We start from the raw sequence: 16,364 nt of genomic DNA, 5'->3' as shown, positions 1-16,364 counted from the left end.
CAGATGACTTTGAATTCTGCTGATCTTATTGAATACAGCTCAACCCGCGCACCCATTTTCATGTCGTCCGATGAAATGTCCAAAGTTGCCGAGCAGCTGCTTGGAAGTTGCGGTAACGGCCCGCTTTTGCATATAGGTCTTTCTGACCTGCCCCTTATTCAGTATTTTTTAGCCAGCGGTATTCAAGTCATCAGCCTGGGACTGGATCCCGCCCGAACTGACTATTGTGCACACCGGCTAAACGGTCGTTTTCAACAGCTTGAAGGTGATCAGTTTCCGTTCGCCAACGACCAGTTCAACACTGTTTTGGTCACCGAACTCCCTCAACCGGGCGTTCTGGAGACGCGTTTTATAGAAGAGATTATTCGCGTCTCCAATGCTAACGTGTTTTTGTATCTGGACCATCCGGAACCCTCGCAGGCTTCAGCGTTTCGCAAAGACTGTGAAGCTCAGTTTTTTCAAGCTGGGATGCGTAAGCACGCGGCTTACTACAGAGTAAACGACTACCAGGCGCTTCAAGAGGAACAAGGCAAGGTCGCGATCCCGCTGGAGAAAATCCCCAACGAGGCCGCACTTAAGTACCCATTGACTGCGCTGGTCGAAGAACGCGACTTGCACATGGATATGACCCGTGAGCCAGGTAGTCGCTCTGATGCTCATATCATTCGCTACGTTTTAGCCAGCCGCTATATACGTCCGGGCGATCGCGTGCTCGACGCTGCATGTGGGCTGGGTTACGGCTCCTACCTTTTACGCAAGTGCTCTGATGCCGCTAGCGTGTTGGGTATTGACGGCAGCGAATACGCTATTGAATACGCCAAGCTAAACTTCGCCGCACAGTCGACCCACCTGAGTTTCAAAGAAGGGTGGCTTCCAGAAGCACTCTTTGATATCCCTGACAACTCGATCGACCTGGTCACGTCTTTTGAGACCTTGGAGCACGTACAGGATCCGAAAGCCTTGATGGCAGAGTTCCATAGGGTGCTTACGCCCGCTGGGCGCATCGTGTTGTCCGTTCCCAGGGACTGGTCCGATGAGACCGGAGAAGACCCCAACCCCTTTCACTTTCATGTCTACACATGGGAAAAAATCCTCCAGGAAACACAACAGCACTTTTTGGTGGAGGCTGCGTTCGGGCAAACAGCCGATCAATATAAGAAAAACAAACAATGGGCGGTGGGCACACGCCAACTTTTCCAAACCAGCGTCGACACACTCGCCACAGACGACCCAGAATGCGAGTGGTGCTTGCTGGTCGGAATGAAGGCACCGAGTGAAGGCGCTGACGTGCCTTACACGGAAACAACCTATGACCATTATCCGGAGAACCCGGAATGGCACGTAACGCGATTCGAAGAATACGACAACCCTTGGTTGGTCAAAGGTATGGTCACGATCGGGCATCGCATCAGTAATGCCCAACTGCTCAGCGCCCTCAGCAAGCAGGTAGCACTGGAGGCCCCAGCGACCACACCAGACCAGGGCGCGGCGCTATGCGTGTCGGGTTATCAGCTGTACGACAGCGCTGAATGTGGCTGGCTTGATGTTGAGCTCTTTGAAGAGCAGTGCCAGCCTTATCTGAATGAGACCGCTTCAACGCCTCAGCAACTAAGATGGCAGGTCTCCCTCTGCTATCTGCTTGCGCAGCTCTGGCAAAAATACGGTGAGAGCCAAAAAGCTATCTCTTATTACGTAGCCTGCACTGCCTTCGACTGTGCCGATTACAGCCCAACGCTCATCACCAAACAGATTCATGCATTCTTGAATCTCGGGCTGATAGAGTCCGGCCGCTCTCACACTCAGGCCGCTATAGACTACTGGCAACAAGGCTTAATCGCAGCCGAAGCGGCATTGAAACTCGATTGGAAAGCGGCCTACGGATCGCTGGAAAACCCAAGCGACTTTGGCCTGTATGAACTAGGCGCTATCGTTGAGTATGCTACCTCCTGTTCGTATGCCTTGAGGTACGTAGAAAATGCCGAGCAGAAAACTCCACAATGGTGGCACCAACTACAACGCGATAGGATTTCGCAGCTGCGCCAGCTCGATAAGATGCGCGTTGAAATTGATCGTCTGAATAAACTTCTGATTAACAAAGACATTTTAATCGGTGAAGTGTCTGAAATGGCGAAGCGCGAAGTAAATGCGTTTTATAGCCACACCGTAGAAAAAGACCAGAAACTCAACCAGTCTGGCCTGGAACTACAAAGATTGAATTTATTGATCGAGTCTAAAAACAGCCTGCTGAATGAGATCGGTCAAAAACTCAACCACCTGGATCATGTAATTGTTGAAAAAGACCTGCGCCTGAATGAAGTTGGTCAGGAAATTGCCTCGCTAAGCTCAACAACCAGTCACAAGGAATCCAAGCTCCATGAGCTGGGCGTCGAGATCCATCGACTGAACCTGCTGTTGACCGAAAAAGACGCTTACCTCAATGAGCTGGGCAGTGAGATTGCTCTTTTCAGTGAACAGAATGAATTAAAAAGCACCCAGCTAGGCGAACTCGGCACTGAGGTGCACCGCCTGCAACTGATGATTACAGAGAAAGACTCTCGTCTCAACGAACTCGGCAACGAAATTGCCAGCTTCAGTGAACAGTATGAATTAAAGAGCACCCAACTAGGCGAACTCGGGACCGAGGTGCACCGCCTGCAACTGATGATTACAGAGAAAGACTTACGCCTTAGTGAATTGGGCAGCGAAATCGTTGGTTTCAGTGAACAGAGTGAATTAAAAAGTACTCAGCTAGGCGAACTCGGCGCAGAGGTACACCGTCTGCAACTGATGATGACAGAGAAAGATTCGCGTCTCAGCGAGCTGGGCGACACCCTTTCCCACCTTAACGAACAGTATGAGCAAAAAGACAATCACCTCAGCGAATTAGCGCTTGAGCTAAACCGCTTGAATGAGGTGATTGTCGAAAAAGACTTGCTACTTAATGAGACCGGTCGGGAAATATCCCGGCTCAACGCTCATTGCGAGGATAAGGAACACCAATTGAGCGAACAAGCGCTGGAGGTTGAACAGCTCAACCTCATGCTCTTGGAAAAAGACTCATTGCTTGCCAACACTCACCAGGAAATTTTCGAGGCCAATTTGCAAATCCGCCAGAATGACTCTCAGCTAGATGAGCTGAGCACGGAAGTTAATCGTCTCAACGCGGCGATTAACGAAAAGGATAATGTCATCAACTCACTGAAGGAACAGCTGGAACGATCCGCGGTGCAATTATCGGAAGAACAAAAAAATTGGTCTCATGCGATCGAGCAAGAAAAATCTCGCTTTAACCAATTGCGCCAAACTCGATTGCTGCGCTGGCGGGATGCGATCGCGGCACGCCCCGTATCACTACGAGGTATAGCTAAAATCATCTACCTGAGTGGTAGTCTGGTCATGCCGTCCGCACTGAGAAACCGACTGCGTGTTGCACTGCTCCCAGCGGTACAACGGTTGCGTAATCAACGAGTGGGTACCGCCATCAGTACGACTCCTGAGACCGGCTACCTGGTAAAACAGCCGAAGAAACTGGCCGCGGCCCGGCCGGTTGTGGTGCATGTCATTGCTAACTTTATGACCGGCGGCTCATCACGATTAGTAGTCGATATTTATGAATATCTGGGCGGAAAGTACGACCAGAGGATAGTCACCAGCTACGCTCCTCAACCAGCGGCATATGTTGGAATCCCCGTTGAAGAAGTTCGCTTCCCCGACGATGAAACACCGTTCGTAAATCTCTTTAAAGACATTCAACCCGACTTTATACACATGCACTATTGGGGTGACTGTGATGAGCCATGGTATGCGAAGGCGGTAAAGGCAGCCGAGGTGATGGGCATCCCTGTCATTCAAAACATCAACACCCCAGTTGCACCTTACTATTCGGAAGCGATCAAACGCTACGTGTACGTCAGCGATTACGTAAGACGTGTATTCGGGAAAGAGCAATCCGACCACGTCACGGTTTACCCCGGCTCTGACTTCGCCATGTTCCAGTCGCGTAATAGCCGCAAGCCTAAGGAAGACTGTATCGGTATGGTTTACCGCCTTGAGGGCGACAAACTCAACTCCGAATCCATTATGCCTTTCATTCTCGCCGCCCAGAAAAAGCCATCGATCAAAGTATTGATAGTGGGTGGAGGCAGCCTGATGGAGCCTTTTATGAAGGCTACCGAAGAGGCCGGTGTTGCGGAAAACTTTGAGTTCACCGGTTACGTGCCTTACGACACCCTGCCTGCCATTTACGACCGCATGAAGATTTTCGTGGCCCCTGTCTGGAAGGAAAGCTTCGGCCAGGTCAGCCCATTCGCGATGAACATGCGTGTGCCGGTGGTGGGCTTCGATATCGGCGCTATTGGAGAAATCGTTGAAGACGATTCTCTGCTCGCACCGCCAGGCAACTCTGATGCGCTGTCCGATATCATCGTGTCGTTACTTGAAGATGACACTCGTCGCTTGAAAATCGCTGAACTCCACAGAAAACGAGCCCAGAATAATTTCTCTATTCAAGCAATGATTAAGGGTTATCAAAATATTTACAGCGACATCATGGTTGAAAAGAAAAAATGAAAATCGTCTTTTTTGTACATTGTTTCTTCCCCGACCATTTCTATGGGACGGAAACTTATACCCTGGAGCTGGCGAAAAATTATGCTGCCTGGGGCCATGACGTAACTGTCGTGAGCGCGATTTTTCAGGGCGAGCCCGCAACAGAAAATCTTCTCTCTCATTTTGAGTATGAGGGCATTAAGGTTATCTGCCTGGACAAGAACAAGGTTCCGCACAGCCGTATCAAAGAGACGTACTATCAGCCGGAAATGCGCGAAATTCTTAAGTCGCTGCTGTCTGAGTTGCAACCAGATATCGTACATGTCACGCACTTGATCAATCACACCTCTGTGCTGCTCGAAGCGACAACGGCGCTGGGTATTCCTACCTACGCCACATTCACCGACTTCTTTGGCTTTTGTCTCAACAACAAACTGGAAGCCGCAGATGGCGCGCTCTGCGCGGGTCCGTCCCGGAGCCGATCCAACTGTGTCGCCTGCTACATAAAAGAAGCTGCCCGCGGCAAGGTTGGGGGCTGGATGGGGTATGCCAAATCAGCCATGGCAGCAAAGGTCATTGCAACGTCAGCTACGTTCTTGCGCAAAATGCCAGGGCTCAAAAATGGTGAAATTGACGGCACTATTGAAGACATTGCACGCCGCCCCGATACACTGATTTCGCTTTATAACCAGGGCTACAAAGGGGCCGTCGCGCCTACGGCGTTTCTGAAAAAAGCCTACCTGGCCAACGAAGTAAAAGTGCCTATGCACGCACTCTGGTTCGGCATTGATATTGATCGTACGGCCAAGCCTACGCGTTCGTCCGATCATGTCCCGACCATAGGCTTTATCGGTCAGATCGCTCCCCACAAGGGCACGGACCTGTTGGTAGACGCCTTCCAACGGCTGCCGAAAAATTCTGCGCGCTTGAAGATATACGGTCCGGCGGATCAGGACCCTGCCTACATGGCTGACCTCAAAGCGAAGGCAGCGGGTGGCGACATCGCATTCCTAGGCACCTTTGACAAAGGTGACATGGTCGACATCCTGAAGGATCTTGACCTGCTCGTCGTGCCGTCAAAATGGTACGAAAACAGCCCGCTGGTATTGCTAAATGCATTGGCGACGCACACCCCTGTGCTCGTTTCCGATGTACAAGGCATGACCGAGTTCCTCGAACCAGGCGTCAACGGATTAGCGTTTGCCAGAGGAAGTGCCGACGACTTGTATAAAAAACTGTCCAGCCTGGTGTTGGCGCCGGCCACGCTCTATGGCATGTCCTCTACCACAAATTATGACCGGACCCCGGAAACGATGGCCAAGGAAACCTTTGCCATGTATGGCGTCTGATTATTGAACCGACGACTGCCATCAACACCGCGCAAGGTTTGATGGCAGGCTGTGGCCAAAATGAAGTACGTTATCACGCAGCATGCTTTTCCTTCCGTCGACCCCGTATTCAAGGCAAGGGCCGTAAATGGCGATTTCCTCTGAGGCCATATGAGCAGCTTATCCTTGCCCTCCAGCGCCCCACGCATTCTGCTTTGCGTGCATCAGTTTTTTCCGACGTTCAGTGCTGGCACCGAAGTGCTCACTCTATCTACCGCTAAGGCGCTGCGTAGCCTTGGCTATGACGTGCATGTGGTGACGGGCGCCCTGACGCAAGCTCAGCTCTATTCCAGCGATAGCTATGAGTTTCAAGGTTTTACCGTCCATCGCATTTGGACGCCCTATAGACAAGGGCAATTCACAGCCGAGACGGTCGTGGAGGAGTATGACAATCAAAATATTGTGCCCGAGTTTGAGGCGATACTTGAATCATTTGAACCAGACCTGGTACATTTTTTTCATTTTAAAAATCTGACCTTGTCGTGTTTGCAATCCTGCCTTAAGCGCAATATACCCACTGTATTTACGCCTACCGATTATTGGCTGACGTGCAGGACCTGTCAGCTGCTGAAACCTTGGGGAACTCCGGAGTGCAATGGCCCGGCCAGCCACGCGGGAAATTGCCTGAAGCATCTTCTGATGAATACCAATAAGAGAGTATTGGTGGACTCGGTAAAAATAGTACCCGCAAAGATGATTGCTTTACTCTTCCAGATCCTCTCACATCTCCCGCTTTCAAGGCTGGCTCGATATCGAAGAATGTATATCGATCTAAAAAGTCGCAAGTCAATTATTACTGACTATCTATCAAAAACAGATTTGATCCTGCCGCCGACGCAGTCAATTGAATCCTTACTCGAAGCCAATCAAATTTCAGGAAGAAAAATACAACCGCTCAAGTACGCGGTCGAACCTCCTGTCATTACGCAGGAACTGATACTCAGGGAGCACTCGAAGTCAGGCAGCTATACCATTGGCTTTATAGGCACGCTAATAACCCATAAAGGTTGCCATGTGTTGCTGGACGCCATCAAGATGATCGACAACAAAAATATCGACATCCGAATCTACGGCGATACCGAACATTATCCAGACTATGTAGCTTCACTACGGGCACAGTGCGCAGAAGACGAGCGGGTTCATTTTGTCGGCACCTTCGCCCCCGATTTGATCGGTGACGTCATGGCCGATCTCGACGCTCTTGTCATCCCATCAATTTGGCGAGAAAACGCACCCTTGGTACTCCTGAATGCCTTAGCAAGCGGCCTTCCTGTGATCGCCAGTGACGTCACCGGCATCACGGAGTACCTCAATAGCGAAGACGCTGTTGAATTGTTCCCAGCAGGTAACAGTCATGCACTCGCTCAGGTATTGAAAAACCACCTCAACGCATTCAAGCCTGGAACCACTGGCCTACATCGAACGCCAAGAGTTGCAGGCTCTACCTTAAAAATATACGCCAATGCTCTGGACAGAGCGTATATAGGGCTGATTAAAAGGCCTCATGAAAAAACGGAGATTTTATGAAATATGTAATTTTTGGTGGCGGCGGTTTTATTGGTTCCACAATCGCGGATCAACTGCTGAAAGAAGGGCACAGCCTGCGTATTTTTGAGCGCCCCCGTGTGGAGCCTTACCGCAAATTTACGGACGACGAATCGGTTGAGTGGATCACCGGTGACTTCCAGAGCAAGCACAATCTTCACAGTGCCATGGAAGGTACCGACGGGATACTTCATCTGGTATCCACCACCCTGCCCAAGTCTTCCAACGAAGATACCATCTACGATATTCAAACCAACGTCGTCAGCACCTTGAATATGCTCGACTCCATGGTTGAGCTAAACATCAAGAAAATTGTGTTTATTTCGTCGGGCGGAACTGTTTACGGTCGCCCACATCAGATGCCGATTCCTGAGACCCACCCCACTGAACCGGAAGTGTCTTACGGTATCAGCAAGCTGACTATCGAAAAATATTTATATCTCTATAGCCAACTTCATGGCATCGAGCCTATTACCTTACGGGTTGCCAATCCATATGGAGAGCGTCAGCGTATCGAGACCGCGCAAGGCGCAGTAGCAGCCTTTATCAATCGGGCGGTAGCCAACAACCCCATCGAGATATGGGGTGACGGCAGCGTGACCCGTGATTATATCTATATCAAAGATCTCGCCGACGCTTTCGTCAAAGCATTGCGCTATACCGGCAAACATCAAGTTTTCAATTTGGGTTCCGGCACAGGCACTTCGTTGAATGAGCTTATTAATGTTATTGAGAAAATCGTCAACAAACCGATTGAGCGCACGTACAAACCCGGTCGCCCCTTCGACGTACCCGTGAACGTGTTGGACTGCAGCCTAGCCGAACAGGAATTGGGCTGGTCTGCTCAACACAATTTGGCAGACGGCCTGACCAATACTATTGAGTGGTACCTAAAGCAAATGGAAAATAAACCTAAAACCGGCTGAAAAATGTGCCCTCTGCTGAGTCAGCCAAAACTCTCGCGGGAAATGCGCGGCATCAGCGATGCGGCCAGAATTGGGCGGGGTGATGGTATACAATTTTCAGCCGCCTACAGGCAGACTCTTAAAAGAATGGCTTCGTAGAACGTAAAAGCGGGCGGTGCGCTAGCACCAAGTTATTTTCGTCATTTTTATTGATAGGCCATGTGATTGAACACAATGAAAAAGCTCGACGCCTTAACCTCCTTACGATTTTTCGCGGCGGCGATGATCGTATTGGGCCATAGCCATCCGCTATTCGGCTCCTTTGGCATTGCCAATAACTTCTCCCTTTCTCAAGGTGTCTCGTTTTTTTTCACGTTGAGTGGCTTTATCTTAGCCTACAACTACGAGAGCCTGCCGGATTGGAATTCGGCAAAGCGGTTCATAGTCTCGAGGTTTGCTCGTATTTGGCCGCTGCATATTGCAGCGTTGTTGCTATGGATACTGCTCATAACGCCTAGAATTTCCATGGAGTTTTCTGCCCCGGGGGCAATGCTTAAACTGTTGGCCAACGTGACATTGTTGCAGTCTTGGACCTTCACCGCGCCTTACGTGCTCTCATTTAACGGCGTGGCCTGGAGCATTTCCACCGAAGCATTCTTCTATGTGATTTTTGTCTTTGTCGCCCTGAGCCCGAGCAAGCGGCTACCGATAAGCCTTGCCCTTAGCGCCATTTGTACAGCGGCGCTGATTCTTGCTGCGACCACAATCCCGTTATCATCAGATGACGGCGCCCCGGGCGTGAGCATGTTTGGTGCCCTTTACACTAACCCGCTCGCCCGTTTGCTGGAGTTTTTATTTGGAGTTTATTGCGCAAAACTGTATAAATTAAAATCGCCTGCGACAAATAATATTTCGCCTTGGACTTGGCTGTTAATAGAGTTGTCTGCTCTCGCCGCTATTGGCTACGCACTCTACGTGGTCGCCAGACCAGCCGTCATATCTCAATACACAGGCGCAGGACTCGGCTACTACATTTACAAGGAAGGTATCTGGCTACTGTGGGGCGCCTTGATTCTCGTCTTTGCTTCTAGCCGAGGCCCTGTGGCGAGGATTTTATCAACCCGACCGCTAGTGTTTCTGGGTGAGATCAGCTTTGCACTCTATCTCGCACACATGATCGTCTTTAACCTGGCAAGCTTGAACGCCCCCTTATTCAAGGAACTGGGCAACCTAGGGATGCCCATCTTCTGGCTTATCTGTATTACAAGCGCTGCCGCCTTACACTTGACTGTAGAAGATCCGTGCAGACGCCTGATCGTCAACTGGTGGGACAAAAAGCCACGTATTACTATCAAAAAACTTTATCGTGTCCCGCAGTGGCTAAGCCTGATTGTTCTCGTTGCAGGGTCTGCCGTGGCCTCTAATTACCAACCAAGCACGGTGGTCGGCGTTAGTCGCCCTCAAAATACCATTGAGGGCGCAGGGAGCGTAATTCCTGCTAACCGTTTCGCAAACGGTATTAGCTTGACCGACATTACTTCGTCCGCGCCTAAAGACGGCTTGATCACTCTTAAGTTTTACTTTACGACCCATGACGATATCTCTCTCAATCGTCACTTGGGTATCCACCTTAACGATGCAGGGGGAAACATTATCACCGTGGCAGGGGATATTGTGATTGATAGGTCTAGTACATCGCACGCGAAGGGTTTTTCATGGATGAACACGATAACTGTTAAGGAAGCTGATTTGAAAAACGCAGCTTCAATTGGCATTGCCAACTTTCAAGATGTAAATAAATTGAATGAGATCGCTGAAGGACCATCGGATTGGGGAGGGAAAAGGCTAGTAATATCAACAGCGTCTCTTCGGTAAAATCCAGTCCGAGCACCTGGCTTCGCTTTTTAACTTCTGCTTGGTCGCTGACCAGACCTCCGCTAAGAAAGAGGGTGTACTTAAACTCAAGTACACTCCGCCTCTAAGCCCTACAAAGAGTATTTCACCGTATGCATCCCGCCCCTCTACTGCGTAACAAGGCAGGCTATCAAAAAGCGGCAACCCCTGGATAACAACCTGAGTAATGTTGTATCAGATTTATTCTAGGCGTATTTAAAAGCCATCCCACCTACTTAATTATAACCAGACAGCATAATTTTAAACTTTAGGGAGGGAGAACGAAGGGCCTGCGGAATTCTCGATTACTGCAAATCGGCGTGCAGCGTCGGAACGGAAAGAGGAATGGAAAAACCTAATTTTTCATTCTAAAACAGAATTAAAAAACTGCAGTTTACGCCCACCCGCCTCTCCTTTGACAATTTCCTATGCTTATTCAAACACCTCAGCATCTGCGATGAACTTGGCACTTGCATCCTTTGCAGCCAATATAACATCTCCCTCAAATGGCCAATCAATAGCCAGCGCGGGATCATTCCAACGAATACTACGCTCATACTCAGGAGCGTAGTAATCCGTGGTTTTATAGAGAAACTCCGCCGTCTCAGAGAGCACAACAAAGCCATGCGCGAAGCCTTCCGGCACCCATAGCTGGTGTTTGTTCTCGGCAGACAAATAGGTCCCTACCCATTTGCCGAAAGTCGCGGAGCTACGACGGAGGTCCACAGCCACATCAAATACTTCGCCTTGGACCACACGTACCAACTTCCCTTGGGCCTGTTGGATTTGATAATGCAGCCCGCGTAACACACCCTTTGCCGATCGCGAATGGTTGTCCTGGACAAATTGCACAGGACGACCGATAGCGCTTTCGAACTGTTGGTGGTTGAAGCTTTCGAAGAAAAAACCCCGATCGTCGCCGAATACCTTGGGTTCGAATAGCACTACTTCAGCAATAGCTAACGGTGTTGCTTTCATTAGTAAATGGTCTCGCTCAACAGCCGCTTGAGGTATTGCCCGTAACCGTTTTTGGCCAGTGGTGCCGCCAGACGTTCCAGTTGCTCAGCATCGATCCACTTTTGACGGAACGCAATTTCTTCAGGGCAGGCAACTTTAAGACCCTGCCGATGCTCCAGAGTGGCGATAAAGTGACTTGCTTCAAGAAGAGACTCGTGAGTACCAGTGTCCAACCAGGCATAACCCCGCCCCATGATCTCGACAGAAAGACTGCCTCGTTCCATGTAAACGCGATTGAGGTCTGTGATCTCCAACTCGCCACGAGGCGAAGGCTTGATGCTTTTGGCAATATCAACTACTTGCTGATCATAGAAATACAGCCCGGTGACCGCGTAGTTCGATTTCGGCTTGAGTGGTTTCTCTTCCAGGCTCATTGCCTTGCCCTGCTTATCGAACTCCACCACGCCATAGCGCTCCGGATCGTTCACGTGATAAGCAAAGACGCTCGCGCCTTCCTCGCGGACCATTGCGCTTTTGAGCAACTGATCAAAATGATGGCCGTGATAAATATTGTCACCCAGCACCAGGGCAGACAAATCATTACCGATGAAATCTTCGCCAATGATGAACGCCTGCGCCAAGCCATCCGGTGAAGCCTGCACGGCATACGAAATATTCAAGCCCCACTTGCTGCCGTCACCCAGCAGTTGCTCGAAGCGCGGGGTGTCCTGCGGCGTGGAGATGATGAGGATGTCGCGAATACCCGCCAGCATCAGCGTAGTCAGCGGGTAGTAGATCATCGGCTTGTCGTAGACCGGCAGCAATTGCTTGGAAATTGCCAGGGTTGCTGGGTGCAGGCGGGTGCCTGAACCGCCGGCCAAAATAATTCCTTTACGTTTAAGCATGTTCATTTCTCTAGAATTTCTACGAGCATCCGTGCCACGCCGTCCTGCCATTGAGGCAAGCGCAGTGAGAAGGCATTCTGCAGTTTTTGAGTGTTGAGTCGGGAATTGCCGGGGCGCTGGGCGGGTGTGGGGTAAGCCGCCGTAGCAATCGCACCCACGTTTGCCGGGGCGACCTTGAGCTGCACGCCGGCCGCTTGTGCCTGTTCAAGCACGAAGCGGGCATAACGGTGCCAGGTGGTCTCGCCCGCTGCTGCAAGGTGATAAACCCCGCTCAATTGCGGGTTGACACCGAGCGTGCGGATAGCGTGGGCGGTGATGTCGGCCAGCAGGTCGGCGCCGGTCGGCGTGCCAAACTGGTCGTCGATCACGTTCAGGCTGTCGCGTTCGCTGGCCAGGCGCAGCATGGTCTTGGCGAAGTTGTTACCGCGAGCGGCGTAGACCCAGCTGGTACGCAAGATCAGGTGCGCACAGCCGCTGGCCTGGATGGCCTGCTCGCCCTGCAGCTTGGTCGAACCGTAGACGCTCAACGGGCCGACCGAGTCGCTTTCCAACCAGGGCGTGTCGCCAGTGCCGGCGAACACGTAGTCGGTGGAATAGTGCACCAGCAACGCATTCAGCTTCAGCGCTTCGGCGGCCAGCACTGCCGGGGCTTCTGCGTTCACACGCATGGCTTGGGCAGGCTCGCTTTCGGCTTTGTCGACGGCGGTGTAGGCGGCGGCGTTGACGATAACGTCAGGCGCAAAGCGCTGCACGGTCGCGGCCAGGCCTTGCAAGTCGTTGAGGTCGCCGCAGTAGTCCTGGCTTTTGGAGTCGAGCGCAAGCACTTGGCCCAAAGGGGCCAAGCTGCGTTGGAGTTCCCATCCCACTTGGCCATTTTTGCCAAGCAGCAGGATCTTCATGCCGTGCGCTCGGCGTAGTTCTTTTCAACCCACTCGCGGTACGAGCCGGATTGGATATTGCTGACCCAATCCTGGTTATCCAAGTACCACTCGACGGTTTTGCGAATACCGGTTTCGAATGTTTCAGCCGGCTTCCAGCCCAACTCACGCTCCAGTTTGCGCGCGTCGATGGCATAACGGCGGTCGTGGCCTGGGCGGTCGGTCACGTAAGCGATCTGATCGCTATAAGGCTTGCCGTCCACTTGCGGGCGCAGCTCGTCGAGCAAGGCGCAAACAGTGTGGACGATGTCCAGGTTCGGCTTTTCGTTCCAGCCACCTACGTTATAGACCTCGCCCACAGTGCCGGCTTCCAGCACGCGACGGATAGCGCTGCAGTGGTCTTTTACGTACAGCCAGTCACGAATTTGCTGACCGTCGCCGTACACCGGCAGTGCTTTACCGGCCAGTGCGTTGACGATCATCAGCGGAATCAGTTTTTCCGGGAAATGGTAAGGACCATAGTTGTTCGAGCAATTGGTCGTCAGCACCGGCAGGCCATAGGTATGGTGATAGGCGCGGACCAAATGGTCGCTCGCAGCCTTGCTCGCCGAGTAAGGGCTGTTTGGTTCGTACTGGTGAGTTTCGGTGAACGCCGGATCGTCCTTGGCCAGGGAGCCGTAGACTTCGTCGGTCGAAACATGCAGGAAGCGGAAGGATTGCTGTGCATCGGCGTCCAAACCTTTCCAGTAGGTACGCACTGCTTCCAGCAAACGGAAGGTACCGACGACGTTAGTCTCGATAAAGTCTTCGGGGCCATGAATAGAGCGGTCGACGTGCGACTCGGCAGCGAAGTTCAGGATAGCGCGCGGCTGGTGCTCTGCGAGCAAGCGCTGGACCAGTTGGTTATCGGCGATATCGCCCTGTACGAATACATGGCGCTTGTCACCCTCGAGCGAGCTGAGGTTCTCCAGGTTGCCGGCGTACGTCAGCTTATCCAGGTTAATGACCGGCTCATCTGTCTGAGCTACCCAGTCCAATACAAAGTTTGCACCGATAAAGCCAGCACCGCCGGTTACTAAGATAGTCATTGAGTCAGATCTTTTTCAGTAATGTTGCAAAAATTAGCCCGAGGTTCCCCATGAACGTCTGCCGATATAAACCGGCGGACCAGAACCCCAGCACTCGTCTAAATAACGTTTGACTGCGTGCAATTTTAAAGCGTGCGAGGGTCGTTCGATGCTCTTCGCAAAGACGATGCTCCATGGCTTCGAGTGCTCGAATATTCTGTTCGTTCCACTCGTAAAAACGTCCTTGAAAGATCATCCGTAGCCGAACCAGACGTGCTGCCCAGCTAGAGTTGCTGCCAATCAGATTTTCATCATGCTGGCGGTACTGCATTCTAGGCACAGCATCGTAGTGAACGACACCTCCCGCGCCTGTAACGAGTTGATACGCCCACCAATCATGGGAGGGCACAATGACATCCGCACCTGCCTCGATGATCAGGTCGCGCGCGGCCTGGTTGAAAACCATGGTATTGCCGCCCGCAATGCTCTGGACCAATGCATTCGAGAAATGTGGAGGTAGCGCGAAAAGAGGAGAAAAACCAAGCGCAGCGCCCGAATCGCCGACCAACTTAGTCCGGCCGCAATAAAGTGCTGGCACATTCGAAGGCTGGCTTTGCAACCAGTCGACAGCCACCTGCAGTTTGTCCTCGTTCCAGATATCGTCCTGATCACACCAGGCAAAATAATCCGCCTGAATCTCAGAACGACAAGTCAACGAGAGGAAATTTGCCACGAAGCCTTTCTGAGGGCCAGACACCACGCTTAAACGGTCGCTGCCCCAACGATTACAGTAGTGCTGAAAAATCGCTGGTGAGCCATCTTTGGAACCATCATCGGAGATGAATAACCTCCAGCCCTGATGACTCTGTCGCTCAATGGAGTCGAGCTGTTCCGCAAGAAACGTCTCACCATTGTACGAGCACATCAGCACCGCAACGTTCGCCAAGCTAACGTCACTAGGGAGAGTATTAGAAAGACTACGCGATGCGAATATAGACACAATATCCCTTTGCGAGCGTACTACATATCCTGTAGGGAGGTAGGATATAGGCCACAATAAGGTCGGAATTATTACAGCATTGGTCTGTAAGAGCAATCTTACTTGTGACCGATGGTCGACCACTCAGCGCTCCTCAAACCCTCTACAACGAGGTGTTGCACCTGTTAGGTGCAACACCTCTATTAGCCGTACTCCGATGGAGCATTCACCTTGGCCGGTTGCAGTCAACTCGTCATTCAGTGCTCAGTGTATAGTTCAGCTTCTACGAAACACAAACCCCAACCCGACAACGATCAACCCCATCCCCAACACGCTCAACAACGCCAGCCGATTGCCAAAAATCAGGTAATCCATCACTGCCGTTACCGCCGGTACCAGGTAAAACAGGCTGGTGACATTCACCAGATTGCCACGCGCGATCAGTCGATACAGCAGCAGCGTCGCCAGCAAAGACACCACCAGGCCCATCCACAGCACCGGCAGATAAAAGCTGGCGCTTTGCTCAAAGTGGAACGGCTGGAACGGCACAAACACCGCGCACAGCAGCAGCCCCGCCACGTACTGCACCGGCAGCGTGCCCAACGGGTTGTCGGTGATACGTTTTTGCATGATCGAACCGAGCGTCATGCTGGCCAGCGCCAGCAAGCCGAACAGCATCCCGGCCAGGGACATACGCGACAGCCCGATGCCCTGATAGACCACCATGATCAACCCCGCCAACCCCAGCCCCAGGCCGAACAACCGGCTTAGCGAGCGCTGACGCTCCATCAGTACCACCGTAAGGATCGGCTGCACGCCCATGATGGTGGCCATCATCCCTGGCGTGACTTTGAGGTCCAGCGCCAGCAGGTAGAAAATCTGATACGCCCCCAACAACACCAGGCCGGTCGCCGCCGCGTACAGCATGGGTTTGCCGGGGCGCGGCAGTTTCAGCTTGAGGATCGGCACCAGGATCACCAGGCCCGCCAGGGCGATGGCAAAACGGATCAATAAGAAGGCAAAGGGTGAAGCATGGGCCAGGCCCCACTTGGAGAAAATCGCCCCGCTGCTCCACAGCAGGACAAACAGGCTCGTCGAGGCCGCCGCGGCCACGGATTGTTTCGAAAAAACAGACATGGTTACCACCTGTCATCAGGCAAAAAAGCCGATTCAGCAGACGCTGAGATTCAATGGTTTTTTTCAGGCGGGCAGACGGGAACAGCGATTCGCTGATCAGCCCGAAATGCCAACACCCGGCGGTGATACGACTGCGTACACCGGCGTGCTACTGACAGGCGG

At 52.0% G+C, this 16,364-nt stretch carries 11 protein-coding genes; 5 read left to right on the top strand and 6 right to left on the bottom strand.

Translation table 11 applies throughout. From position 1 onward, the window contains the following. Positions 1–3: 3 nt before the first annotated feature. The 5 genes from BLV67_RS13625 to BLV67_RS13605 all read left to right on the top strand — a co-directional run bounded on the left by BLV67_RS13625 (position 4) and on the right by BLV67_RS13605 (position 10,261). Complete coding sequence (locus BLV67_RS13625) at positions 4–4,569, top strand: glycosyltransferase (protein WP_069788042.1); 4,566 nt, start codon at positions 4–6, stop codon at positions 4,567–4,569. Further along, entirely contained in the window at positions 4,566–5,897 is a 1,332-nt protein-coding gene (locus tag BLV67_RS13620; protein WP_069788041.1) for a glycosyltransferase family 4 protein, read from the top strand. The genes BLV67_RS13625 and BLV67_RS13620 overlap by 4 nt, the downstream gene beginning before the upstream one ends. Before the next feature lie 150 nt (positions 5,898–6,047). After that, the gene (locus tag BLV67_RS13615) at positions 6,048–7,463 is read left to right on the top strand and encodes a glycosyltransferase (protein WP_069788040.1); all 1,416 of its coding nucleotides are present in this window, start codon (positions 6,048–6,050) and stop codon (positions 7,461–7,463) included. Next, positions 7,460–8,407, top strand: coding sequence for an NAD-dependent epimerase/dehydratase family protein (locus BLV67_RS13610; protein WP_069788039.1), 948 nt, complete (start codon positions 7,460–7,462; stop codon positions 8,405–8,407). Before BLV67_RS13615 ends, BLV67_RS13610 begins: the two co-directional genes overlap by 4 nt. Before the next feature lie 213 nt (positions 8,408–8,620). Further along, the gene (locus BLV67_RS13605; protein WP_069788038.1) at positions 8,621–10,261 is read left to right on the top strand and encodes an acyltransferase family protein; all 1,641 of its coding nucleotides are present in this window, start codon (positions 8,621–8,623) and stop codon (positions 10,259–10,261) included. Between the two features lie 450 nt (positions 10,262–10,711). Here BLV67_RS13605 and rfbC read toward each other — a convergent pair whose 3' ends face one another. From rfbC to BLV67_RS13575, 6 genes are all read right to left on the bottom strand, one after another. Next, positions 10,712–11,257 (bottom strand): dTDP-4-dehydrorhamnose 3,5-epimerase, encoded by a 546-nt coding sequence (rfbC, locus tag BLV67_RS13600; RefSeq protein ID WP_069788037.1) that lies wholly within the window; start codon positions 11,255–11,257, stop codon positions 10,712–10,714. Continuing rightward, positions 11,257–12,141 carry a glucose-1-phosphate thymidylyltransferase RfbA gene (gene rfbA / locus BLV67_RS13595; RefSeq protein ID WP_056861509.1) on the bottom strand — a complete coding sequence of 295 codons (885 nt, stop codon included), beginning with the start codon at positions 12,139–12,141 and terminating at the stop codon, positions 11,257–11,259. Before rfbA ends, rfbC begins: the two co-directional genes overlap by 1 nt. Before the next feature lie 2 nt (positions 12,142–12,143). After that, on the bottom strand, positions 12,144–13,040 hold the full coding sequence (rfbD, locus tag BLV67_RS13590) for a dTDP-4-dehydrorhamnose reductase (RefSeq protein ID WP_069788036.1): 897 nt from the start codon (positions 13,038–13,040) through the stop codon (positions 12,144–12,146). Then, positions 13,037–14,107 carry a dTDP-glucose 4,6-dehydratase gene (rfbB, locus tag BLV67_RS13585; RefSeq protein ID WP_069788035.1) on the bottom strand — a complete coding sequence of 357 codons (1,071 nt, stop codon included), beginning with the start codon at positions 14,105–14,107 and terminating at the stop codon, positions 13,037–13,039. The genes rfbD and rfbB overlap by 4 nt, the downstream gene beginning before the upstream one ends. Before the next feature lie 4 nt (positions 14,108–14,111). Then, the gene (locus BLV67_RS13580) at positions 14,112–15,086 is read right to left on the bottom strand and encodes a glycosyltransferase family 2 protein (RefSeq protein ID WP_083269429.1); all 975 of its coding nucleotides are present in this window, start codon (positions 15,084–15,086) and stop codon (positions 14,112–14,114) included. A 255-nt stretch (positions 15,087–15,341) separates the two neighbouring features. After that, on the bottom strand, positions 15,342–16,202 hold the full coding sequence (locus tag BLV67_RS13575) for a DMT family transporter (RefSeq protein WP_065929835.1): 861 nt from the start codon (positions 16,200–16,202) through the stop codon (positions 15,342–15,344). Positions 16,203–16,364 lie beyond the last annotated feature (162 nt).

Source organism: Pseudomonas salomonii, from assembly GCF_900107155.1.
GTDB classification, from domain to species: domain Bacteria; phylum Pseudomonadota; class Gammaproteobacteria; order Pseudomonadales; family Pseudomonadaceae; genus Aquipseudomonas; species Aquipseudomonas salomonii.
The sequence above is the reverse complement of the archived record's forward strand: the minus strand, read 5'-3'. Positions and strand labels throughout refer to the sequence as shown.